The following is a 22,649-nucleotide window of genomic DNA, read 5'->3' on the forward strand; positions in this document are numbered from 1 at the left end:
TCCCTCTGGCCGCCTTGGCGTACCACGACCACGCTCCTAAGCGCTTCGGCCGTGTCGACCTACTTCGCCGAGCGGTCGATTCGGTCGGTCCCCGCGTTCTGCGTCGCCAGTCGGACCGCGTCGTCCGCCGACGCCTCGATGTCGGTCGCGCGGCGCTCCGTCTCCGCGCGGAACGACTCGTCGTCGGCCGACGCGGCGTTGATCCGCGCGGTAAAGAGCGCGCTCCGGAGCGCGGCGTCGACGAAGGACGCGCCGATCCCGGCGTCGACGACGACGGGACGGTCCGCCGCCCCGGTCACGACCGTCGCCGTCTCGAGCACGGCCAGACAGGTCTCGGCGAGCGCGAGCGGCACCTCCGTCGCTCGTTCGTCCATCGTCGGATCCTCGTCGACCCCGTTCGTGCCGAACACCGCCTCGACGACCGCCGCGTCCGCCTCCGCGAGCGTCAACAGGCGCTCTCGATCCGACTCGAGCGTCCGCCGGAGCTCGGCGAGGTCGGCGTCGGTGTTCAGGTCCGCATCCTGCAGGTGAATACAGACCATCTCACAGAGCGACGTCCCCATCGCCCCGACGACGCCGCCGACGGTGCCGCTGGCCGGCGACACCGACGCCGACGCGACGTCGGAGAGGAGGTCGGCGACCGACTGGGTCTCGTCGTTCATACCCGATCGAGGAGACAGAGACTAATCAAAACCCCCACTCGGCGACGCGGCGTCACGCGTCCGACCGGTGGTTGACCACGTCGACCTCGTACCCCTCCGCGGCGATGCCGTCGACGATGTCGGCCGCGTGCTCCGCGCCGCTCGTCTCGACGTCGAAGACGAGGTACGCCTCCCCGACGTCGAGGTCGTCGACCGATCGGTCGTGTCTAACGTCGTGGATGTTGGCGTCCCAGTCGGCGATGACGCCGGATATCTCCTCCAGCCGTCCGGGTCGGTCGTCGATCCGGACGCGGATACGGAGGATCTGCTTCCGGGCCGCCAGCGCGTAGATGAGCACCGTCCGGAGCTGCGTCATGTCCAGGTTCCCCCCGCAGAGCAGCGGCATCACCGTCTCGCCGCTGACGTCGAGGTCGTCGTTCAGGACGGCCGCGACGGAGGCGGCGCCGGACCCCTCGACGACCTGCTTGGCCCGCTCCATCAACAGCAGTATCGCGCGGGCGATCTCGGTGTCCGTGACGGTGACGACCTCGTCGACGTGCTCGCGGATCATCCGGAGCGTCTTCTCGGAGACGCCGCCGGTGGCGATCCCGTCGGCGATGGTGTCGACCTCCTCCAGCGTCACCGGGAACCCCTTGTCCAGGCTCTCGTGGACCGTCTCGGCGCCGGTGGCCTGCACGCCGACGACCCTCGTCTCCGGCGACAGGTGTTTGATCGCCGTCGAGACGCCGCTTATCAATCCCCCGCCGCCGATGGGGACGACGACGGTGTCGACGTTCGGCAGGTCGTGGTACATCTCGATCCCGAGGGTGCCCTGCCCCGCGATGATGTCGACGTCGTCGTACGCGTGCACGAACCCGGCGTCCGTGTCCTCGACCGCCGACTTGGCGTGTGCCATCGTCTCCCGGAAGTTCCGGCCGACGAGATCGACGGTCGCGCCGTAGCCGCGAGTCGCTTCGACCTTCGCCTGCGGCGCGTTCTCGGGCATATAGATGGTCGACTCCGCCCCGCACCTCGTGGCCGCGAGCGCGACCCCCTGCGCGTGGTTCCCGGCGCTCGCGGCGACGAACGAGTCGACGCCCGCCTCGACCTCGTTGCGGATCTTGTTGTACGCGCCCCTCGTCTTGAACGAGCCGGTCCACTGGAGGTGTTCCATCTTGAGGTACACCTCCCCACCGACGAACTCGTCGAGCGACGAACTCCGCTCGATCGGCGTCTGCTTGACGACGGTGTCGTCGTCGAGCCGGTCGCGAGCCCGCTCGATGTCCGCGTACGTGACGGGGAGGTCGTCTGAGTTCGTGCTGGTCATCGGGCGAACTGGACGGTCGGGTCCGTGATACTGGCGCTCATCGGAGGATCTTGTCTCGTTCGGCGTCGAAGAGCGGTTCGCCGCGCACCGTCGCGTCGTACGTCTCGCCCTCACAGCGTATCTGCACGGACGTGCCGGCCTCGGCGTACTCGTCGGGGAGGTACGTGTAGGCGACGGACTCCCCGATCGAGTAGCCGTAATCGCCCGCCTGGACGTACCCCTGGGCCTCACCGTCGATCATGACGGGCCGTCCGCTCAGCATGATGTCCGTCGAGTCGTCGAGCGTGAGGGGGACGATCCGGTCGTCGATGCCCTCCTCGCGGGCCGCCTGCAGCGCCTCCCTGCCGACGAAGTCGGTGTCCATGTCCACCGCGAACGGGAGCCCGGCCTCGTAGGGGTTCGAGTCGGTGTCGATGTCGGTTCCCCACAGTCGGAAGCCCTTCTCGAGCCGCATCGACTCCAGGGCGCCCCCGCCCATCGGCCGCACGTCGAGGTCCCGGCCGGCCTCGTACAGCGTCTCCCAGAGCCGCTGCCCGTACTCGCTCGGGGCCCACAGCTCCCAGCCGAGCTCGCCGACGTAGGAGACCCGCAGCGCGACGACCGGCACCTCGCCGACGTAGATCTGCTTGGCCGTGAAGTAGCCGAAGTCCTCGTCGCTGACGTCGGCGTTCGTACACCGCTGGAGCAGGAGCCGGGACTTCGGGCCCCACAGACCGATTGTCGACCGGGCGCTCTCCTCGATAGTAACCGACACCGTCTCCGGGGCGTGGTCCTCCAGCCAGCCGCCGTGGATGCCCGGCGAGTTGCCGCCGCCGGTCGTGACCATGTACTCCTCGTGGTCGAGTCGGACGACCGTCACGTCCGCGAGGATGTTGCCGCCCTCGTTCAGGAGCAGCGAGTAGCGGACCTGTCCGTCCTCGATGTCGACGTCGTTGCTACACATCCGCTGGAGGAACTCGCCGGCGCCGTCGCCCTCCACCGTGATGGAGCTGAACGTCGTCATGTCGAACATCGACACCTTCTCGCGGGTGTGGAGGTGTTCGGCGCCCTCGATCGGCGACCGGTTGATCCCCTGCCAGCCGTCCTGCTCGGGGATCCGGTCGGCGTAGCGGTCGACGAGGTCGGCGTTGGACTCGTACCACTGCGGCGTCTCCCAGCCCCCGGACTGGTAGAACTCCGCCCCGAGAGCCTGCTGTTGGGCGTAGAAGGGGCTCGTCCGCAGCCCGCGGTGGTCGTCGGGCTGCCACCGCGGTTCGACGTTCATGTACACCTGCTCGTAGCGGGTGTCTCCCCGGTCGACGAAGTAGTCCGTCTCGCCGGCGTGGGGTTCGAACCGTCGCACGTGGATGCCGCCGGTGTCGACGGGACCCGACGGGAGCCGCGGGACGCCGTTCTCCATCCACTCGGCGATGATGCGGCCGTAGCCCCCCGAGTGGGTCCACCAGATGGCCAGCCCGGACCAGAGGCCGTCGACCTCGGTCGGGCCGACCGCGGGCATCCCGTCCGGCGTGAACACGAAGATGCCGTTCTCCGTGGCGGCGTACTCGGCGTCGGCGGTCGCCGGCAGGAGTTCGTCGAACGCCTGCTTCGCCGACTTGTCGCGGTACCGATGAGTCGGCTTCGTCCAGTGTTCCTCGGTGAAGCCGCGGACCGACGCCTGACTGTCCTCGGTGTTCGTTCCCATCGCCTCCGGGTCGACGGACAGGGTCTCGTGGTTGTACGACCCCAGCCCGATCGCGTCGCCGTGGGTCCGGAAGTACAGCGAGTGGTCTTGATCGCGGCCGACCGGTCGGTGCGGCCCCTCGCTCATCTGCTCCTGGATGTCGCGGTTGCCGGGCACGTCGAGCCCCGACGTGTTCTCGCCGACGTTGCTGTCCGCGTCGGCCAGCTCCTCCATCGGTTCCGTGACCACGTACTGGTGCTCGACGGGCGCGATCGGGAGGTCCAGCCCCGCGAGCTGACCCGTCTGGTACCCCCAGTTGTTCGTCGCGATGACGCACCGATCGCACTCGATGCGGCCGTCGTCGGTGACGACCGCGCCGATCTCGCCGCCGGTGACCTCCATGTCCGTCACCTCGACGTTCCCGTAGAAGTCCGCGGAACTGTGTTCAACGTACCACTGGAGCGCGCTGATGCCGTCGACGCGGCCGTCGGTCGGCGAGTAGTAGCCGCCCAAGATCTCCTCTTCGTTCACCAGCGGGAGGTGTTCGGTCACCTCCTCGGGCGACAGTAGCTCGGGCTCCGGCAGGCCGTAGGCGGTCGCCCACTCGACGCGCCGGCGCAGGAAGTCCATCCGCTCCTCGCTCCGGGCCAACTCGATGCCCCCGACCTCGTCGTACACGCCCGCGTCGGACAGCAGCCGGCTCGTGTAGTGGGCCGTCTTCGTCTGTATCTTCGACGGCGACGTCTGGAACATGATCCCGGGCGCGTGGACCGACGACCCGCCCGTGACGGGGAGCGGCCCCTGGTCGACGACGACCACGTCCTCGGCCCCGAGTTCGCTCAGGTGGTAGGCGACGCTGCAGCCGACGGCACCCGCGCCGATGACGACGGTCTTGGCCTTCGTGGGGGGCTTCGTGCTAGACATTAGTTCTCTCAAAGAATGGCCGTGTCCGTCTCATAAATACATCGGTAAATACGGGCGAAGAACGGGGAAACCGGTAGCGTGCGGCGGTATCGGGGTGTCCGGCGACGACCGGACCGTCTCACGTCCCCGGTGGCAAACCACAACGTGACAGCGATGGGAAACGATCTGTGACCCGACGGGGCACGACCCGGGATCCAGCGGTGCTCCGATCCCTCAGTCGACCAGCGGCTCCTCGCGGACGGTCGCGGCGTAGCGGTCGCCCTCGAAGAGCACGTCGACCTCGGTGCCCGGCTCGGCGTACTCCGGCGGCAGGTACGTGTACGCGACGCAGGCGCCGGCCGTGTAGCCGTACTCGGCGCTGTGGACGTAGCCGATCGCCTCGTCGCCATCAAGCACCGGTCGGTCGTCGAGGATCGTCGCGGTCTCGTCGTCGAGCGTCAGGCAGGCGACCTCGTGGCTGATGTTATCCCCGTCCGCGGCGGCGGCGACGGCCGCCTTGCCGATGAAGTCGGTGTCGAGGTCGACGGCCCACCCGAGGCCCGCCTCGTAGGGATTGTGCTCGGTGTGGAGGTCCTCGCCCCAGAGCCGGAACCCTTTCTCGATGCGGAGCGCGTTCAGCGCGCCGTTGCCGTACGGGCGAATGTCGTACTCTTTGCCGGCCTCGAGGACGTGCTCCCAGAGCTGCTCGCCGTACTCGGAGGGGGTGTAGAGCTCCCAGCCGAGCTCGCCCGCGTACGAGAGCCGCATCGCCCGCACCGGAACGTTGTTCACGAACGTCTCCTGGCTCGTGTAGAACGGGAAGGCCTCGTCGGAGAGGTCGGTGTCAATCACCTTCGAGAGGACCTTTCGAGCGTCGGGACCGGTACAGACCATCGCCGCGAGGTCGGACGTGACCTCGTTGACGACCACGTCGTCGGGGGAGTGGTTGCGGACCCATGCGACGTGGTTGTTCCCGACCTCCCTGCCGGTCGTCAACAGGAGATAGCGGTCGTCGTCGGTCCGGGTGACGGTGATGTCGGCCCGGACGCCCCCGCCCTCGTTACACAGCAGCGTGTACGTGATGTCGCCGACGTCGAGGTCGATCGCGTTCGTACAGAGGCGCCCGAGGAACGCCTCGGCGTCGCTGCCGATGACCTCGATCTTGTTGAACGAGGTCATGTCGTGGAGCCCGACGGCGTCGCGGACGTGCAGGGCCTCCGCGCCCTCGATCGGCGACCAGTACTTCCCCTCCCAGCCGTCGCGGTCGGGGATCCGGTCGGCGTACCGGTCGACGAGGTCGGCGTTGGACTCGAACCACTGCGGTTCCTCCCAGCCCGCCTCGGCCCACAGCTCCGCGCCCATCTCCTTGTGGGTGTGGTACATGGGCGTCCGCCGGATGTCCCGCTGTTTGTCCGTCCAGACCCACTTGGGGTGCATGACGTTGTAGACGATGCGGTACTCCTCGGCGCCGATGTCGCGGGCGAAGTCCCACGACCCCTCGTGGGCGTCGAACCGGTTCACGTCGCTGTCCGCGAGGTCGATCGGGCCGTCGTCGAGCCGCGGGACCCCGTTCACCATCCACTCCGCCAGCGCCTTTCCGGCGCCCCCGGCGTGGGTCACCCAGATCGCTGCCGCGGTCCAGAGCCCGTCGCACTCTTGCACCGGACCCATGACCGGCAGGCCGTTCGGCGATTCGGCGAACATCCCGTTGTACTTGAACTCGAGCTCCTTCCCCTCTGTCGCCGGCAGCAGCTCGTCGCTGGCCTGCCGGGGGGACTTGTGCGGTCGGTCCGGGTGGGTCGCGTTGTTCATGTGCTGGTCGGTGAACTCGTGGACCGATCCCTGCTCGCCGTCCGGATCGTTGCCGCCGAGCTCCATCGGATCCGGCACGATCGGTTCGTGGTTGTACGAGCCGATGCCGTAGGAATCGCCGTGGGTCCGGAAGTACATCGCGTTGTCCTGATCGCGCAGGATCGGACGGTCCGGCCCGACGAGCAACCGTTTCGCCTTCTCGCCGGAGACGTTGCGGTAGTTCTCGAACAGCGGGTGGTTCGCGACGTCGACGGCGGCGTCGCCCAGTTCGTCGAGCGACTCCGTCATCGTGTACTGGTGTTCGACCGGCGTCACGGGCAGGTGGACGCCGAGCTTCTCGCCGAGCTGCCGCGCCCAGATGTTCGTCGCGACGACGACGTCGTCGCACTCGATGGTGCCGTTCTCGGTGACGACCGATTGAACCCCGCCGTCGGCCGTTTCGACGTCCTCCGTGCGCGTGTGCGGAACGAACGTCGCCCCCCGGTCTATCGCGGCCCGCGCCAGCGCGTCGCAGGCGATGACGCCGGAGACCTGCCCGTCGGTCGGCGAGTAGTAGCCGCCGAGGATGCGCTCCTCGTCGACCAGCGGGAGGTGCTCGGTCACTTCTTCGGGGGAGAGCAGCTGCGGATCCGGGATCCCCCACGCCTTCGCCGCCTCCACCCGCCGCTGGAGGAACGCCATTCGCTCCTCGCTGCGGGCGACCTCGATGCCGCCCGTCTCGTTGTACGCCTGCTTGCCGTCGGCGCCCTCGAGCTCCGAGTAGAGCTCTCGGCTGTAGTCGGCGAACTGGCTGAGCGTCTTCGGCTCCGCGGTCTGGAACATGATCCCCGGCGCGTGCGTCGAAGACCCGCCGGTGGTCGGCATCGGGCCCTGATCGACGACCACGACGTCCTCCCGACCGAGTTTCGTGAGCTGGTACGCGACGTTGCAGCCGACGATTCCGGCACCGATGACGACGGTGTCGGCCTGCGTCGGCAGGCTTTCTGTGGGCTGCATAAATACGACTGTATCTCGCTATGGCGGCCGAATATAATTGTCGCATAGGCCGTCTTTGGGGCCCGTTTCCCCTCAACCCGTCCGGCTCCTGTCAGAATGTGGTTTCGCGGCCGTCGCCCGCCTCGCTCGAGTCGTCTGGTGTCCCATCTCGGCGTCCGTCGCGTCGGCGTTCGATGTCCGTCGCGTCCCTCCCGGTTCCCGTGGCGATCGGTCGCGACGGTCCGCGAGGGGATCACGGCCCCTCGACGAACGAGGGTGAGCCCGGGGCTTTTGCCCCTGTACCGCCGGGTCAGACCATGGAGTACGAGCCGGTAACTCATACGACGACCGACCGCCGCCTCAGCCGACATCCCTCCGGCGCGACCGTCGACGCAACGGTCCACCGGTACGCGGGGGGCAGCGGGCCGACCGTCTACCTGCAGGCGGCACAACATGGTATCGAACTCAACGGGCCGGTCACGTTGCGGCACCTCCACGAGCGGCTCATCGAGGCTGACCTCGCGGGCACCGTCGTCGCCGTGCCGGTGGCGAACCCGCTGGCCTTCGATCACCGGTCGTACGTCACGCCGACGGCGTACGACGCGCGGAACGCGAACCTGAACCGGGTCTGGCCGGGCGACGAAACCGGCAGCTTCCAGGAACGGGTGGCCGCCCGGCTCTGGGAGCTGGTGACCGACGCCGACGCGGTCGTCGACCTCCACACCGGGACGCCGGACATGCTGGCACACGTCAGGTTCGGAGAGGGCTCCGACGCGCGCGGGCTCGCGAGGGCCTTCGGGACGGAGTACCTGCTCGCCGACCCGGACGAGGGGCCCACCGGGATGCTCCGGGACGCCGCGGAGCGCGTCGGGATCCCGGCGATCACCGCGGAGCTATCGAACAGTCGAACGGTCGATCGGTCGGCCGTCGAAACCGGCGTTAGCGGCGTCATGAACGTACTCCGGGAGATGCGGGTCCTCGAGGGAGAACCGTCCGCACCGGCGGTTCAGACCGTGCTCCGGAACAGTCTCGAACACACCATCGCCGAGGAGTCGGGGTTGTTTGAGCCCCGACGGTCGGTCGCGGTCGGCGACCGTCTCGAGGCGGGCGACACGCTGGGTGCGGTGTACCGTCCGACCTCGTTCGAACGCCTCGGGACCGTCACCGTCTCCGAGGCCGGCGTCGTCTACTCGCTGGCTCGCGGGGTCGTCGTCGAGGGGGAGCGTCTCGCGGCGGTCGCGACCCGCGGGTGAGACTCGGCGAACAGACGCGACACCCCGTGCCGCCGGTTTAAAGAGCTTCACGTATTCGATTATTATATTAAACGGGTTCAGTATTCCCCACGCATGCTTATTTTATGTTATGCCATAGAATACCATTGGCATGGCGCTCCAGACCACCTTCGACGTCCTCTCGACGCTCGTCGGGAACCAGCAGTCGCGCGGCAGGTCGGTCCGGAACGTCGAGGCGACGACGGACGGCTCCACGCTCCGCGTCGATATGGAGGTGCTGGTGCCTCTCCGCTCGACGCCGACTGACGAGACGGACCGGGAGCCGACCGTGGAGGCCACGTCGCTCACCGACGACGGCGGGCTCGCGGTCGAGTTGACGGTGCCGGAGCTGGTTCCGCTCCCGACATCGACGGCGGCGACCGTCGAGGTGAGCGGACGAACGGTCGAGGTCACGCACGGGGCGCTCGAAGTGGACCTCGACCTGACCATCGATCCTCCAGCCGCCGGGCCTGCGGAATCGGAGGGTCGTGTGACGGGCGACGCCGTCACAGACGGCAACGGCGGATCGATGGTCGAACACGCTCGCCGTGAGGCCGTCACCGACGCCGTCGGCGATGTCGAACCGGCAGAGAGTAACCCGTCCGAGACTGATCCGGTCGGGAGTGATCCGGCCGGTGGTGACTCGTCCGAGAGTGACCCGTCCGAGAGTGACCCGTCCGAGAGTGACCCGTCCGAGAGTGACCTGTCCGAGAGTGGCCCGAGTGACGGCGTGGAGGCGGTCCGCGACGAGTCGATGCCGCCGTACGAGGACGTCGAGTACCTCCGGGCGCTCTACGCGGAGTGCGATACGTTCTCCGAGATGCGGGACGCGATCGCGATGGACGTCTCCGCCGAGACGGTCCGGCGGTACATGATCGACGCCGGGGTCCACGAGCCGACCGCCTACGAGACGGCGACCACAGACGGGCGGACCGATCAGGGGACGGCGGACGGACCGTCGGAACGGGATGAGGCGTCCGAACGGGACGGGTCCCCCGTGGAGTCTTCCTCCGTGGAACCGTCCACGGAGGAGGACTCGCGGCGGTCGTTCCCCGACGCCAAACTCGTCGCCGACGGTATCGGCCTGCCGGACGACGTCGAGATCGGAGATGTCATCGAGTCGGTCGTGCGGTCGTCGACCGTCTACGAGGTCAGACGGGACCTCGACCTTGACGACGGCTACGCCCGGGAACTGCTGGACCAACTCGACCTCCTAGACCTCGTGATGTGCCGCCTCTCTAAAGCCCCCGACAGGGAGGTTACCTACGAGGAGGCCGCCGCACGCGTTCGGCAGTGTACGACTGCGAGCGGATGACGCTGCGACCCGATTCGAGCCGCGATCGGACGGCGCTACGCGGCGATCCGGGCGTCGAACGAGTAATGGTAACGACTACCATTTAAACTGGTTGACTGGGGAACCCACAGATGGAAATAGGTCTACCACTTACGCATGACCAGTAATGTCGGCTGGAACGCAAGCGATCAAGCGGAGTGACGGCGTCGGAGCGCTTCTCACTGACGCACGATTCGAACTGATGCCGTTCGAGAGCTTCGAGGACGAGATCCGGCACCTGCCGGACGACGCGACGATCGCCGTCACCACGTCTCCACAGCTCGGGATCGACACCACGGTCGAGCGCACCGAGCAGGCGGCCGCACTCGGATACGACGTCTCGCCGCACATCGCCGCGCGCTACGTCGAGGATCGCGACCACCTCGATGAGATCGCCGAGCGCCTCACCGACGCCGGCGTGACGGACATCTTCGTGCCGGGCGGCGACCGCGAGGAGCCCGCCGGCGAGTTCGAGTCCGCACACGACCTGTTGGTCGCTCTCGACGAGTTGGGCCACTCCTTCGACGAGGTCGGCATCACCGGATATCCCGAGGGACACGACTTCCTCGACGCGGAGGCCCTGTCCGACGCGATGGCGAAGAAAAGCCCGTACGCGACCTACCTCGTCACACAGCTCTGTTACGACCCCGACGCCGTGCTCGAGTGGATCGACGACATCCGCGACGACGGCGTCGACCTCCCCGTCGAGGTCGGCATCCCGGGCGTGATGAACTACCAGCGCCTGATGCAGATCTCACAGAAGGTCGGCGTCGGCGACTCGATCAAGTTCCTTCGGAAGACGACCGGCATACTCGGCTTCGTAAGGCAGCTCGTCGGATCGCGGGGGGTGTACAAGCCCGACGACCTCATCGACGGGCTCGCGCCGTACGCGGACGACGATCACTACAAGATCAGGGGGATCCACATCTACACGTTCAACCAAACGCCGGACACCGAATCGTGGCGCACTGAACGGCTCGGCCGATAGCGGTTCTCGTCCGTGGCCGTCGTTCGTTTGATCCCCGCTACGTCGTTCGTTTGACTCCCGCTAGCGTAATTGCTGTCCGCGTCGAGTGACCTCACCGGACGGACGCGTGACGAGTAGCGTTTCGAACGAGGAGTTCCCGGAGAGCGGTCGACGGGCCGGGGAACGCGAGGACGTGACCGCTCGTCGGCGCTCAAAACCAGAGGAACAGGGATCCGAACCGGTAGGGGGTCGACACGAACGAGATGACGAACACGAGTAGGGCAAGGAGGAATGCGACTCCAGCGAGCCTGACGAACAACAGTGACAGGAACGGGAGCAGTAGCACGGCCGTCATCAGGATGATAACGGCCATCAACAGCGCGAGGGCGACCCGAAGCCCCTTGGACTTCGGGTTGAAATAGCAGCTCGGACAGGTATCGTGCCCGCTCTCTACCTCGTGTCCGCATCGTTTGCAGTTCTGCGCTCCGCCGATGAGTGATGACATGATCTTCCGCTCCGGTTCCCGCCGGATATGAAAATGTGGAGGCAACCGCGCATAAACCTTTGTGCGGACGGGACCGGCGATTCTGTTCTGCGGGCGAGGCGACGGCGGTTCTACTCGTCCCGGTCGCGGAACACGGCGCGAAGCGGGCCACGACGGCGGAACAGACGGGTCACGAACCGTTCGATCCGACCCGGCTCGCTCGACAGCCTCGGCATGCCCGGCATGTAGTTCACGAACTCGTCTTCGGCACCGTTCTTTTGACGTTTGCTTGTTGGCTCCGTCATACTACTATATATGAACCGAGGGGTCTTGAGGATTTTGAAAATATCTTTTCGAAACACGGTAGTATTGTTCTGTTTGTTAATATCAGACACGGGTATGTCACACGTTTACCATGGGTCGTCCGAACGGCACGTCCCACTCGTTGCATGGACAACCTTTTCGCCGCTCTGGGTCTGACCACGACGTAATGGTCGACGTTCCGGGATCGTCCGACGGATCGGACGCGATGCACGACGACGCACCCGACTCGAACCCACTCGTCTCCTGTGGGTTCCAAGACGGGACGCTACACGTCTACGACGAGCGGATCCACATCGAGCGTCCGGGCCGCTCGAAGTTCGCCGACAAGCAGATCCGGATCGGTGACGTTCGCGACATCACCTACGAGGGGCGACTCGTCATCAGCTACCTCCAGATCGAACAGGCCGGCGTCGAGAACGACGAGGGTGGGTTCCTCTCGACGCCGGTCGACGAGAACACCGTGCACTTCGGGCGCGGCAAGCGGGACTGTGCGAAGCGGGCGCGGGACGCGATCCGTGACGCCGCCGAACTCTGGTGAGCGCCGATTTTCCGGGCAAATCTCATCCCGTCAACGAGGCGTCACTCATTGCGGGACACACCGCGGGGCGTCGCAAACACATCCTATCCGAGTGTTAGCAGATATGCTAACCTTCATACGGCGATGCTGGGATGTACGAAAACGTGACAGATACTAACGAACCGATACCGACGGATTACGACATCGCACAGTCGACCGAGATGGAGCCGATCTGGGAGCTGGTCGAACCGTGGGGCCTCGGCCTCGACGACCTCCAGTACTTCGGCGAGTACACGGCGAAAGTCAAACACCACGCCCTCGATCGGCTTCGGGACGAGGCCGCGGACCGGGAGAACAACCTCGTACTCGTGACCGGGATGACGCCGACCCCCAAGGGAGAGGGGAAGACGGTCACGACCGTCGGACTGGGACAGACGCTGAACCACCTCGGCGAGGAGGCGATGATCGCGATCCGCGAACCGTCGCTCGGGCCAGTGTTCGGTGTCAAGGGCGGCGCCGCCGGCGGGGGCCGCTCGCAGGTGCTTCCGATGGAGGACATCAACCTGCACTTCACCGGCGACCTGCACGCGCTCACCTCGGCGCACAACCTCATCTCGGCGATGTTGGACGCCAAACTGACGGGGGACGAGGACTTCGACGTCGACGTCACCGACGTCCGGTGGCCCCGGGCCATCGACATGAACGATCGGGCGCTCCGGAGCATGGTGATCGGCCTCGGCGGCAAGACCGGCGGAACGCCTCGCGAGGACAGCTTCCTCCTGACCGCCGCCTCGGAGCTCATGGCCGCCCTCTGTATGGCGGACGGTATGGGCGACCTCAAGGAGCGGGTCGGTCGCATCATCCTCGCCTACGACGAGGACGGCGACCCGGTCACGGTCGAGGACATCGAGGCGACCGGTCCGGCCGCGATGCTGCTCCGGGACGCGATCAAACCGAACGTCGTCCAGACCATCGAGGGGACGCCCGCGTTCATCCACGGCGGCCCGTTCGCCAACATCGCGCACGGAACGAACTCGCTCATCGCGGACAAAGCCGCGTACGGGATGGGCGACTACCTCGTCACTGAGGCCGGCTTCGGCTCCGACCTGGGCGCCGAGAAGTTCATGAACATCGTCTGCCGGCTCGGCGACATGACGCCCAACGCGGTCGTCATCGTGTCGTCGGTCCGGGCGCTGAAGTACCACGGCGAGAACATGTGGCCGGCCGACTTCGACGCCATCGACGACGCCGGCACCGAGGCCATCGAGCGCGGGTTCGAAAACCTGGACAAGCACGTCTCGAACCTCCAGCAGTTCGGCGTTCCCGTCGTCGTCGCGGTCAACCGGTTCCCGGACGACACCGACGAGGAGGTCCAGACTGTGGTGGACCACTGCGAGGAGGACCTCGGCGTCCGGGTCGCCGAGTCCGAGGTGTTCGAGAAGGGCAGCGAGGGCGGCGAGGACCTCGGCGAGCACGTCATCGAGGCCGTCGACGAGAGCGACGAGGACGAGTTCGAGTTCCTCTACGACGAGGAAGCGCCGATCAAGGAGAAAATCGACACCGTCGCCACGGAGATCTACGGCGCCGACGGCGTCAAGTTCACCGGCAACGCGCTCGAGGACATCGAGCGCATGGAAGACCTCGGCTTCGGCGACGTGCCGGTCTGTATGTCGAAGACCTTCCACTCGCTCAGCGACGACGCGAGCAGGAAGGGCGCCCCGAGCGGCTGGGAACTCGAGATCAGCGAAGTCTACCCGTCCGCGGGTGCCGGCTTCATCGTCGCGCTCACCGCCGACGCGCTCACGATGCCCGGCCTGCCGGAGCGGCCGGCCGCCGCCGACATGGACATCGACGACGACGGCAACATATCCGGGCTGTTCTAACACTCTCGGCCGCCCTCCCGCTTCCCGCGTGACCGACCCGGCACACGACCCAGCGGCGACCCTCCGCGAGCGAGCGCGCGGCGACGTCCTCGAGCCGGGTGACGCCGGCTACGAGGACGCCCGCGAGTACGACCTGCAGTTGGGCGTCCGGAGCGGCGGCCACCACGTCTCCGGCTATGCATTGTCCGACGAGGGGTACTGCTGGACTGCCGGCCGATGGACGCCGTCCGGGTCGACCCCGGCGAGCGGACCGCGCGAGTCGGCCCCGGCGCGACCTGGGGCGACGTCGACCACGAGACGGAGGCGTTCGGGCCGGCGGTCCTCGGCGGCCAGGACCCGAACATCGGCGTCGCCGGGCTGACGCTCGGCGGCGTCGGCTGGCTCAGCCGCAAGCACGGCCTCACCTGCGACAACCTCCTCGCCGCGGACGTGGTAACCGCCGGCAGCGACCTCGTCCGCGCCAGCGAGGAGGAAAACGAGGACCTCTTCTGGGCGCTCCGGGGCGGCGGCAACGTCGGCGTCGTCACGTCCGTCCAGTTCCGCTGCATGAGCTCGCCCCGGAGATACTCGGCGGGCCGCTCGTCTACCCCGCCGACATCCTCCCGGAGGAGGTGTACGGCACGCGCGTGACGATGTGCATCGCGTGCTACGCCGGGCCGCCCACAGAGGGCGAGGACGCGCTGGCGCCGCTCCGGACGGCCGGCGACCCCATCGCCGACAGCGTCCGCCCGCGGTCGTACGCGTCGTTCCAGGCCGCCGGCGAGAGCCGGGGCTCGATACGGACGTCCCTGCGGAGCCAGTACCTCGCGTCGCTCTCCGATTCGGCCATCGAGACGATCGGGGAGCACGCGGCCCGGGCGCCGTCGTCGGGCGCGACGGTGTTCGTCTCCCCGCGGAGCGGCGCCGAGACCGCACCGCCGACCGACGCCACCGCCTACCCCCACCGGGACGCGACCCACCACCTGCTCGCGGAGGCCCGCTGGGAGGAGCCGGCCCGCGACGACGACCACGTCGCCTGGGTCCGCGAGTTCCACGACGCCGTCCGGCCGTACACGACCGGCGCGGCGGCGATGAACGTCCTCACCGCCGACGAGGGACGCGACCGCGTCCGTGCGGCCTACGGCGAGAACTACGGGCGGCTCGTCGACGTGAAGCGGCGCTGGGACCCACAGAACCGCTTCCGGTCGAACCGGAACGTCCCGCCGGACGGCTGAGTGTCGGAGCGTCCGATCACGCCGCGATTGGCGGCGTCGACGGCGGTCCGAAGACGGTCCGCGTCAGTCGTCGCCGGCGCGACCCCGGCCGGCGCCGGGCGCGCGCAGCACGGTCTCGTCGGTCTCCGGGCCGAGCGGATCGACGCGGACGCTGGAGATCTTGTACTCCGGGATACCGGCCGTCGGGTCGAACGTCTCGCCGGTCAGCTTGTTGACGGCGCCGGCGGCGAAGTGCATCGGGATGAACAGCGTCCCGGGGCCGACGCGGGTGGTGACCTGCGTCTCGACGACGATGGAGCCGCGACGGGACTCGACGCGGACGTACTCCGCGTCGCCGATGCCGAGTTGGTCGGCCGTCTCGGGGTTGACCTCGACGAAGCTCTCGCCGACGTGGCTCATCAGCCCCTCGACGCGGCGGGTGATCTGGCCGGTGTGCCAGTGGTAAAGCACGCGGCCCGAGGTGAGCGTGAGCGGGTACTCCTCGTCGGGTATCTCGCCCGGATGGCCGCCGTCGGCGGGCACGAACCGGGCTTTCCCGTCCTCGAAGTTGAAGTTCCCCTCCTCGTGGTCGTAGAGGTACGGCGTGCCGGGGTCGTCGGCGTCGGTGCAGGGCCACTGCAGGCCGTGCACGTCGCCGCCCTCGAGCCGCTCGTAGGAGACGCCGCCGTAGATGGGCGTCAGGTCGCTTATCTCGTCCATCACCTCCCGCGGGTGGTCGTAGTCCCAGTCGTAGCCGAGCCGGCGGGCCAGCGCCTGGGTTATCTCCCAGTCCTGCCGCGCCTCCCCCGGCGGGTCGGCCGTCGGCCGGACCCGCTGGATGCGCCGCTCGGTGTTGGTGAAGGTGCCGTGCTTCTCCGGCGAGGTCGCCGCCGGCAGCACCACGTCGGCGTGGTCGGCCGTCTCGGTCATGAAGATGTCCTGGACGACGAGGAACCCGAGGTCGTCCAGCGCCGCTTCGGCGTGCTGGATGTCCGGCTCCGAGAGGGCCGGGTTCTCGCCGACCACATACATCGCTTTCAGGTTGCCCTCGTGGGCCTCAGCGAGCATCTCGGGCACCTTGAGGCCGGGCTCCTCGGGCGGGCGCTCGCCCCACGCGTCTGCGAACTTCTCGCCGACCTCGTCGTCGACGGGGTCCTGATAGCCCGGCAGGCTGCCCGGTAGCGTCCCCATGTCTCCGCCGCCGCCCTGAACGTTGTTCTGGCCGCGGAAGGGAGAGAGACCGGCACCGGGCTTGCCGAGCTGACCGAGCAGGAGCGCCAGGTCCGCCATCGCCAGCAGGTTCTCGGTGCCGTGGGACTGCTGTGTCATCCCCATCGCCCAGCCGAAAACGACGGTGTCGGCCGCCGCGAGCGTCTCGGCGGCCGAGGCCAGCTCCTCCGGCGGGACGCCCGCCAGCTCCTCGACCTTCTCGGGGGTGAACGCCTGGACCTTCTCTTTCAGCGCATCGAAATTCTTCGTGTTGCGCTCGACGAACGCCTCGTCGTGGAGGCCGTTCTCGACGATGTACCGCATCATCCCGTTGAGCCAAGCGACGTCGTAGCCGGGGTTGGTGCGGGTGTACTGGTCGGCGTGCTCGGCGATGCCGATCCTCCGCGGGTCGAAGACGACCAAGTCGGCGCCGTCCCGGACGTTCTGCTTGATTCGGGTCGCCAGCACCGGGTGGGACTCGGTCGTGTTCGAGCCGCTGATGAGGTAGGCGTCGGCCTCGCCGACGTCCTCGTTGATCCGATTCGTCATCGCGCCGTAGCCGACGGTCTGCTGGAGCGCCGCCACCGTCGAGGAGTGACAGAGCCGCGCGCAGTTGTCGATGTTCTTCGTCCCGAGCACCTGGCGGGCGAACTTCTGGACGAGGTAGGCCTCCTCGTTGGACCCCTTCGAGGAGGCTAGACAGCCGACCGAGTCGACGCCAGCCTCCGCCTGGATGCTCGACAGCCGGTCGGCGACGTGATCGAGAGCCTCCGCCCAAGAGACGGCCTCGAACTCGCCGTCGTCGTCGCGGACGAGCGGCTCCGTCAGCCGCTTTTCGCTGTTGGCGAACTCGTGGCCGAACTTCCCCTTCACACAGGTCGAGAAGTTGTTCGCCGGCGCGTCGTCGGGGTCGTCCACCGGGACGACGCCCAGCGAGTCGCCGTCCTTGCCCCACATCTCGAACCGGCAGCCGACCGCACAGAAGCCGCAGGTCGTCTCTTGCTTGTCGATTTTGCCGATCCGGTAGTCGCTGACCACGCCGGCGATGTCGAACAACCGGCCCTCCGGGAGGGTGTTTGCGGCGATGCTCTCGGCAGTGTGCTCGCCGGCCAGGAACGCCTTGTGACCGTACTCCGTGGCCACGTCGCCGGCGCGGCGCTTGGCCGCGGACACGAACCCCTCCAGCCCATCGGCCTCGACCTCGGCGGTCCCGCCGAACGTCCGGTTCGGCGCGTCCGTCTCGTCGATTGTCTCGACGTCTTCGTGTTCGATGACCTTGCCGATGGAGTTGCGCTGGGTGAACCCCGGCAGCGGCAGGGTCGCGACGCCGCCGATGCCCTTCTCGGTCAGCGCGCCCGTCGGGCACACCGTCGCACAGTGGCCACAGGAGACGCAGTCGGAGTCGTGCATCGTCTCGGCGTCCGACTGGAAGCCGATGCGGGTGTCCTCACCGTGGCCCTCGATACGGAGGACGCCCTCGACCTGGACGTCGCTACACCCCTCGACGCACCGGTTACAGAGGATGCACTTGTTGCGGTCGATCTGGATGAACGACGAGGTGTCGTCGATGGGCTCGTACGCGTCCCGCTCGTCGAAGACGCCGTACCGGGGGTGGTCGACGCCCTCGCTGATGGCGGCGTCCTGCAGTTCGCAGCGTCCGTTGCCGTTGCAGGTCGTACACCGGAGATTGTGGTTCGACAGCACCAGGTCGAGGTTGACGCTGCGGGCCTCCGCGGCGTCGGGCGTGTCGGTCCGGACCTCGAGGCCGTCCTCGGCCGGGAACGAACACGACGGCACGAGGCCGTGCTCGTCGGTCTCGACCATACAGGTCCGGCACTCGCTACGCGGACCGATCTCCCCGCTGCAGTCCCCGTCGCGGTCGTAGTAGCAGAGTGCGGGCACGTCGGCGTCCTCGGAGACGCCGTCGGCACCGGGGTCGACGCTGACGACGTCGTCGTCCAGCGCCTCCATCGCATCGATGAGCGTCGATCCGCCGGGCAGCGTCACCGGCTCGCCGTCGACGGTCACGGTCGTCGGTCCCTCGTCGGTCCCGACCTCCGGATCGTTGGCGGTGCCGGTGTCGAACTCGGCGGTGACCGGCGTCGAGGGTTGGGGGTCCTCGAAGTCAGGCACGCCGGGGAGCGCGTCGTCGGTGCTCACAGTTCCCCCGTGCAACTCCCGGCCGGACAGCGGCCGTCAGCGTGGGCGCGCACCTCCGGCCCGAAGCTCTCGATGACGGTCGTCACGGGCCGTGGCGCGTGCGCGCCGGTCCGGCAGTTACTCGACCGGCGCATCACCCGCCCCAGCTCGCGTATCTTCTCGTCCTCGAGGTCGCCGTCGTAGACGTCCCGCAGCAGTTCGGCCAGTTGCTTGGTTCCCTCGCGACCGGGGACGCAGCGCCCGCTGTTCTCGCTGGCGGCGAACGTCGCGCGGTCGCCGGCGTCGGCCAGGGCACACCGGCTCTCGTCCAGCAACTCGACGACCCCCCCGGTCCCGAGGTCCGCCGCCCGAAGCGACCCCGCCGTCGCCCTCACATCGAGGTCACGGGTGTAGCCGCCGAGCACGTCGCCGACGCAGGCCATCTTGAACGCCCCCTCGAGGTCGACGGCCTCGCGGACCGCCGCGAGCGAACTCGCGGAGGGCAGTTCGACCGTCGCCGGGGCCGCGACGTCGCCCGTCACGGTGAACAGCCGGGTCCCGGGGTCCGCGGCCCCGGGGTCGAAGGCGTCCGGCTCGGCCATCGCGTGCCGAACCTGCGCGTATGTCCGTGGCGTGTGGACGACCGTCGGCCGGCCGTAGAGGCCGTGCTCGGCGGGTGAGGGCGGCTGGAGCCGTGGCTCGATGCGGTCGGCGCCCTCCATCGCCTCCAGCGCCGCCGTCGGCGCCCCCGCGCGGTGCTCGTCCGGTCCCGCGACCAGTTGCACGTCGAGGTCGAGGTGCTCGCTAGCGGCGTCGACGGCCTCGCGGAGGTGTCGCACGAGGGCGACGTCGGACTCGTTCAGGTAGAGGACGGCGTCGTCGGCGCCGACGCGGTCGGCGACCGCGGCCATCCCGTCGAGGACGCACATCGGTACCCCCCACAGGAGCGTCCGGTCGGCGCGCTGCTCGGCATAAGCCTCGTTCGCGTTTGCGACCACGACCGGGTCGCCGTCCGCCTCCCGGGCCGTCGTCCACTCCGTTGCGACCGGGTCGTCGGCCGCCGCGTCACCGCGTCCGCGGCCGAGCAGTCCGGCGTCGGCGGGCGCCTCGGCGGACCGTTCGGCCGAGAGAAACGGCCGCTCGGTCGGGTCCAGCGGGTCGACCCAGCCGCACGGCCCGAGCACCGCCCGCCGGCCGACGGAGAGCGACCCGGCATCCGGAACCGGGAGCGTCTCCGTTCCGGGCTCGTGTTCGATGACGGTGTCCGCTCCGTCGGTCGGCAGTTCGCCGCCGGCCACCGTCGAGACGACGTCCTCGACGCCCGCGTCCGTGGGACCGGCGAAGAACGCCGTCCTGCCGTCGACGGTCGCCATGACCAGCGGGTCGCTCTCGCCGATTCCAGTCGGTCCCGTCCGGACGACCGCGACCGACTCCGACGCCGCACGAGCCGCGGCCACCGCGTCCTCGCCGTCGCTCGTCGCCATGCGGACGACCGGCGACCGACCGACTGCGCCTGTCTGTCGTGACATGTCTTCGCTCGTGGTCGTGAACGGAAAAAACCCGCAACCGCCGCGGCCCCGACGCCCGATACCACAACCGACCAGTCGGCCGACACGTCCGGGGTGCGGCGCCGGCGCGGCGAAGGGGTTAGGTGCCAGCGCCCGCCCCTTCCATCGTGACGAATCCACGCTTCGAGGAGGTCCGGACGGAGGCGGCCGACGCCATCACCGACGGCGAACTGCGCTCGGTGTACGGCGGCCTCGTCCACGACGACGGCCGCCACGAGTACTACTTCGGCAACGACACCGGCGACGCGACCGAACTCCGCGAGACCGCGGCGATACAGCTCGGCATGCTGCTCCGGGTGCTCGCGGACCGCTCCGAGGACGACCTCGAGGCTGTCGCCGAACTGGCCGTCGAGCGGGCCGAGGAGATGCAGCTCCGGTAGCGCTCCGTCGGTCGTCTCCAGCGTCGACGGGTCGGGCCGGCAGCCGAGCGATCGGCGTGTCGTCGTCGACGACGCCGCCCTGGTCGAGCCGCTCTGCGAGCGCCCGGGTCGGAGGCCCCTGGGGCTCCGGCCCTTGACGGCGTAGTAGCGGTGTAGCGGCCGTCGAACCCCCTGGGATCGATGGCCCGCCCGGCGGCCACCGTCCCCGTCGTCACTCGGTGGTCGCTATCGCCTCTATCTCGACCGCCGCGCCTTTCGGCACGGCGCCGGCGCCGACGGCGCTCCTGGCCGGCGGGTCCTCGTCGAAGAACTCGCCGTAGGCCTCGTTGAAAGCGTCGAAATCGTCGATGTCGTCGAGGAAGACCGTCGTCTTGAGCACGTCGTTGAGCGAGAGCCCCTCCGACTCGAGTATCGCCGCGACGTTCTCGAGACACTGCCGGGTCTGCTCCGCGACCGATTCGTCGTCGAGCAGCTCGCCGTCGACGGTGAGCGGGAGCTGGCCCGCGGTGATGAGGAGACTGCCGTTCGTCGTCGCCTGGCTGTACGCCCCGACCGCCGCCGGCGCATCGTCCGTGCTGATAGTGCGCTTCATGGGCGGAGTTACCCGCGGACCCCGTATAAATCCGGCCGTGGCCGCCACCGACGACACGACCTATCGGATTCCGGATCGGTCGTGGAACGGTTCGCTCGACGCGGCGAGGCGGCGGTACCGACTGCGGTCGATCTCCGCCCGCTCAGTTCCGCGGTCCGCCCCTCTGACGGCGAGCGTTTTTTATATGGAGTCTGAGAATTGACCCCCGGTGTCCGACTCATCAGGCGGTCCGGTTCAGCGGGCCATCGAGGAGATCTTCTATCCCGCCGATAGGATACCGCTCGTCGAGTGGCGGGAGTTCTCGGGCGCGCGATCGACCGTGTCACTGACCGCCGCCCTCACGCTGTTGTCGTTTGTGACGGGACTGTCGAACCTCAGTCAGCCGTCGGTGACGCTGGCGGGACCGCTGGCCGGCCTGTTGCCGACGTCGCTCGCGGTGCCGCTGGCGCGGTTCGGGGGCGTCCTGTTCGCGTTCGTCCTCGGCATCCTCGCGGTCGGCCTCCAGCGCCGGAAACGCATCGCCTGGCTCGCCGCCGCCGTCGTCGTCCCGGCGCTGGCCGTGTTACCCTTGACGACGCTCCGGCCGACCGACATCCCGGTGTTGGTGCTCATCGCGATCACCTTCCCGCTCCACGTCCGGAACCGCGACCAGTTCCGCCAGTCGCTCGACCTCTCGTCGCTGCAGATCGCGTCGTTGTCCGCCATCCTCGGCGTGGTTCTCTACGGGACGGTCGGCTCCTACGGGTTACGGGACCAGTTCGGCGGCATCTCCACGTGGGGGGACGCCTTCTACTACGTCATCGTCACGATCGCGACCGTCGGCTACGGCGACATCACCCCGACGACGGGGATCTCGAAGTGGTTCTCGCTGTCCATCATCCTGTTCGGTACCGGCGCCTTCACCGTCGCGGTGGGTGCGCTCATCGGTCCGGCGATCGAATCGCGAATGGCCGCGGCGTTCGGAAACATGACCGCATCTGAACTCACACTCTTAGAGGACCACGTCGTGGTCCTCGGGTACGGCGACGTGACGGAATCGCTCCTGGAAGAACTCGGTGCGGAGACGGAACTGGTGGTGGTGACGCCCGACCAGGAGACCGCCTCCCAGCTCAACACGGAGGGAGTGAACGTCCTCACCGACGACCCGACCGACGAGTCGGTGTTGCGCGACGCCAGGACCGACGCCGCCCGCGGGGTCGTCGTCGGCAGCGACGACGACGCACGGGACGTGCTCGCGGTGCTCGCGACGCGGAACGTCGACCCGGACGTGCGGATCGTCGCGGCCGCCAACGAGGCGCGGAACGTCGAGAAGCTCGAGTCGGTCGGGGCCGACGACGTCATTAACCCCCTCGAGATCGGCGGGCGGCTCCTCGGCCGATCGGTGCTCGGTGGCGACTCGCGATCGCCGTTGAGCGAGATCAGCGGCAACGCCGACGACGAGTAGGCTCCAACCGACGCGCGATCGCTC

The 22,649-nt window shown here is 68.3% G+C and carries 18 protein-coding genes; 9 read left to right on the top strand and 9 right to left on the bottom strand.

All coding sequences use genetic code 11. The annotated features are described in order from the left end of the window. Positions 1–59: 59 nt before the first annotated feature. The 4 genes from DJ73_RS02990 to DJ73_RS03005 all read right to left on the bottom strand — a co-directional run bounded on the left by DJ73_RS02990 (position 60) and on the right by DJ73_RS03005 (position 7,342). Positions 60–662, bottom strand: a complete 603-nt coding sequence (locus DJ73_RS02990; RefSeq protein ID WP_094557260.1) for a cyclodeaminase/cyclohydrolase family protein — start codon at positions 660–662, stop codon at positions 60–62. A 52-nt stretch (positions 663–714) separates the two neighbouring features. Further along, on the bottom strand, positions 715–1,968 hold the full coding sequence (gene ilvA, locus DJ73_RS02995; protein ID WP_094557261.1) for a threonine ammonia-lyase: 1,254 nt from the start codon (positions 1,966–1,968) through the stop codon (positions 715–717). Between the two features lie 37 nt (positions 1,969–2,005). Next, positions 2,006–4,555 (bottom strand): FAD-dependent oxidoreductase, encoded by a 2,550-nt coding sequence (locus DJ73_RS03000; protein WP_094557262.1) that lies wholly within the window; start codon positions 4,553–4,555, stop codon positions 2,006–2,008. A gap of 213 nt (positions 4,556–4,768) precedes the next feature. Then, positions 4,769–7,342: an FAD-dependent oxidoreductase gene (locus DJ73_RS03005; RefSeq protein ID WP_094528004.1), complete on the bottom strand. Its 2,574-nt coding sequence runs from the start codon at positions 7,340–7,342 to the stop codon at positions 4,769–4,771. 296 nt (positions 7,343–7,638) lie between these two features. On the opposite strand from DJ73_RS03005, the gene DJ73_RS03010 reads away from it, so the two are divergent. The 3 genes from DJ73_RS03010 to DJ73_RS03020 all read left to right on the top strand — a co-directional run bounded on the left by DJ73_RS03010 (position 7,639) and on the right by DJ73_RS03020 (position 10,913). Further along, entirely contained in the window at positions 7,639–8,574 is a 936-nt protein-coding gene (locus DJ73_RS03010) for a succinylglutamate desuccinylase/aspartoacylase family protein (RefSeq protein WP_094523137.1), read from the top strand. Between the two features lie 130 nt (positions 8,575–8,704). Then, entirely contained in the window at positions 8,705–9,907 is a 1,203-nt protein-coding gene (locus DJ73_RS03015) for a hypothetical protein (RefSeq protein WP_094557263.1), read from the top strand. Positions 9,908–10,052: 145 nt separating this feature from the next. Continuing rightward, complete coding sequence (locus DJ73_RS03020) at positions 10,053–10,913, top strand: methylenetetrahydrofolate reductase (protein ID WP_094523133.1); 861 nt, start codon at positions 10,053–10,055, stop codon at positions 10,911–10,913. Between the two features lie 190 nt (positions 10,914–11,103). Here the strand turns inward: DJ73_RS03020 and DJ73_RS03025 are convergent, their stop codons facing one another. Beyond that, a complete protein-coding gene (locus tag DJ73_RS03025; protein ID WP_094523131.1) occupies positions 11,104–11,397 on the bottom strand; it encodes a hypothetical protein in 294 nt (97 codons plus the stop codon). 110 nt (positions 11,398–11,507) lie between these two features. Then, positions 11,508–11,681 (bottom strand): hypothetical protein, encoded by a 174-nt coding sequence (locus DJ73_RS20110; protein ID WP_158217268.1) that lies wholly within the window; start codon positions 11,679–11,681, stop codon positions 11,508–11,510. Between the two features lie 185 nt (positions 11,682–11,866). Between DJ73_RS20110 and DJ73_RS03030 the strand changes: the two genes are divergently transcribed. The 4 genes from DJ73_RS03030 (at position 11,867) to DJ73_RS19640 (ending at position 15,314) form a co-directional block, all read left to right on the top strand. Then, positions 11,867–12,238, top strand: coding sequence for a hypothetical protein (locus DJ73_RS03030; protein ID WP_094527690.1), 372 nt, complete (start codon positions 11,867–11,869; stop codon positions 12,236–12,238). A 131-nt stretch (positions 12,239–12,369) separates the two neighbouring features. Further along, a complete protein-coding gene (locus DJ73_RS03035) occupies positions 12,370–14,100 on the top strand; it encodes a formate--tetrahydrofolate ligase (RefSeq protein WP_094557264.1) in 1,731 nt (576 codons plus the stop codon). 216 nt (positions 14,101–14,316) lie between these two features. Next, a complete protein-coding gene (locus DJ73_RS19635; protein WP_094523125.1) occupies positions 14,317–14,730 on the top strand; it encodes an FAD-binding oxidoreductase in 414 nt (137 codons plus the stop codon). Next, on the top strand, positions 14,712–15,314 hold the full coding sequence (locus tag DJ73_RS19640) for a BBE domain-containing protein (RefSeq protein WP_094523123.1): 603 nt from the start codon (positions 14,712–14,714) through the stop codon (positions 15,312–15,314). Before DJ73_RS19635 ends, DJ73_RS19640 begins: the two co-directional genes overlap by 19 nt. Positions 15,315–15,377: 63 nt before the next feature. On the opposite strand, the gene fdhF is transcribed toward DJ73_RS19640, so the two are convergent. Beyond that, on the bottom strand, positions 15,378–18,662 hold the full coding sequence (fdhF, locus tag DJ73_RS03045) for a formate dehydrogenase subunit alpha (RefSeq protein WP_094523121.1): 3,285 nt from the start codon (positions 18,660–18,662) through the stop codon (positions 15,378–15,380). Further along, positions 18,659–20,170 (bottom strand): NADH-ubiquinone oxidoreductase-F iron-sulfur binding region domain-containing protein, encoded by a 1,512-nt coding sequence (locus DJ73_RS03050; RefSeq protein ID WP_094523119.1) that lies wholly within the window; start codon positions 20,168–20,170, stop codon positions 18,659–18,661. The genes fdhF and DJ73_RS03050 overlap by 4 nt, the downstream gene beginning before the upstream one ends. Positions 20,171–20,313: 143 nt before the next feature. Here DJ73_RS03050 and DJ73_RS03055 point away from each other — a divergent pair, with 143 nt between their 5' ends. Then, on the top strand, positions 20,314–20,589 hold the full coding sequence (locus DJ73_RS03055; RefSeq protein ID WP_170938286.1) for a hypothetical protein: 276 nt from the start codon (positions 20,314–20,316) through the stop codon (positions 20,587–20,589). Between the two features lie 211 nt (positions 20,590–20,800). Here DJ73_RS03055 and DJ73_RS03060 read toward each other — a convergent pair whose 3' ends face one another. Further along, on the bottom strand, positions 20,801–21,181 hold the full coding sequence (locus tag DJ73_RS03060; RefSeq protein ID WP_094523115.1) for a Rid family detoxifying hydrolase: 381 nt from the start codon (positions 21,179–21,181) through the stop codon (positions 20,801–20,803). Between the two features lie 208 nt (positions 21,182–21,389). Here DJ73_RS03060 and DJ73_RS03065 point away from each other — a divergent pair, with 208 nt between their 5' ends. Next, positions 21,390–22,625, top strand: a complete 1,236-nt coding sequence (locus tag DJ73_RS03065) for an NAD-binding protein (RefSeq protein WP_094557265.1) — start codon at positions 21,390–21,392, stop codon at positions 22,623–22,625. Positions 22,626–22,649: the final 24 nt, after the last annotated feature.

The sequence above is a fragment of the Halorubrum sp. Ea1 genome (assembly GCF_002252965.1).
GTDB lineage: Archaea > Halobacteriota > Halobacteria > Halobacteriales > Haloferacaceae > Halorubrum.

What these genes read in the sequence shown, in the direction of transcription:
- DJ73_RS02990 (WP_094557260.1), bottom strand. Translation starts at nt 662, where the DNA reads ATGAACGACGAGACCCAGTCGGTCGCCGACCTCCTCTCCGACGTCGCG.
- ilvA (WP_094557261.1), bottom strand. Translation starts at nt 1,968, where the DNA reads ATGACCAGCACGAACTCAGACGACCTCCCCGTCACGTACGCGGACATC.
- DJ73_RS03000 (WP_094557262.1), bottom strand. Translation starts at nt 4,555, where the DNA reads ATGTCTAGCACGAAGCCCCCCACGAAGGCCAAGACCGTCGTCATCGGC.
- DJ73_RS03005 (WP_094528004.1), bottom strand. Translation starts at nt 7,342, where the DNA reads ATGCAGCCCACAGAAAGCCTGCCGACGCAGGCCGACACCGTCGTCATC.
- DJ73_RS03010 (WP_094523137.1), top strand. Translation starts at nt 7,639, where the DNA reads ATGGAGTACGAGCCGGTAACTCATACGACGACCGACCGCCGCCTCAGC.
- DJ73_RS03015 (WP_094557263.1), top strand. Translation starts at nt 8,705, where the DNA reads ATGGCGCTCCAGACCACCTTCGACGTCCTCTCGACGCTCGTCGGGAAC.
- DJ73_RS03020 (WP_094523133.1), top strand. Translation starts at nt 10,053, where the DNA reads ATGTCGGCTGGAACGCAAGCGATCAAGCGGAGTGACGGCGTCGGAGCG.
- DJ73_RS03025 (WP_094523131.1), bottom strand. Translation starts at nt 11,397, where the DNA reads ATGTCATCACTCATCGGCGGAGCGCAGAACTGCAAACGATGCGGACAC.
- DJ73_RS20110 (WP_158217268.1), bottom strand. Translation starts at nt 11,681, where the DNA reads ATGACGGAGCCAACAAGCAAACGTCAAAAGAACGGTGCCGAAGACGAG.
- DJ73_RS03030 (WP_094527690.1), top strand. Translation starts at nt 11,867, where the DNA reads ATGGTCGACGTTCCGGGATCGTCCGACGGATCGGACGCGATGCACGAC.
- DJ73_RS03035 (WP_094557264.1), top strand. Translation starts at nt 12,370, where the DNA reads ATGTACGAAAACGTGACAGATACTAACGAACCGATACCGACGGATTAC.
- DJ73_RS19635 (WP_094523125.1), top strand. Translation starts at nt 14,317, where the DNA reads ATGGACGCCGTCCGGGTCGACCCCGGCGAGCGGACCGCGCGAGTCGGC.
- DJ73_RS03050 (WP_094523119.1), bottom strand. Translation starts at nt 20,170, where the DNA reads ATGTCACGACAGACAGGCGCAGTCGGTCGGTCGCCGGTCGTCCGCATG.
- DJ73_RS03060 (WP_094523115.1), bottom strand. Translation starts at nt 21,181, where the DNA reads ATGAAGCGCACTATCAGCACGGACGATGCGCCGGCGGCGGTCGGGGCG.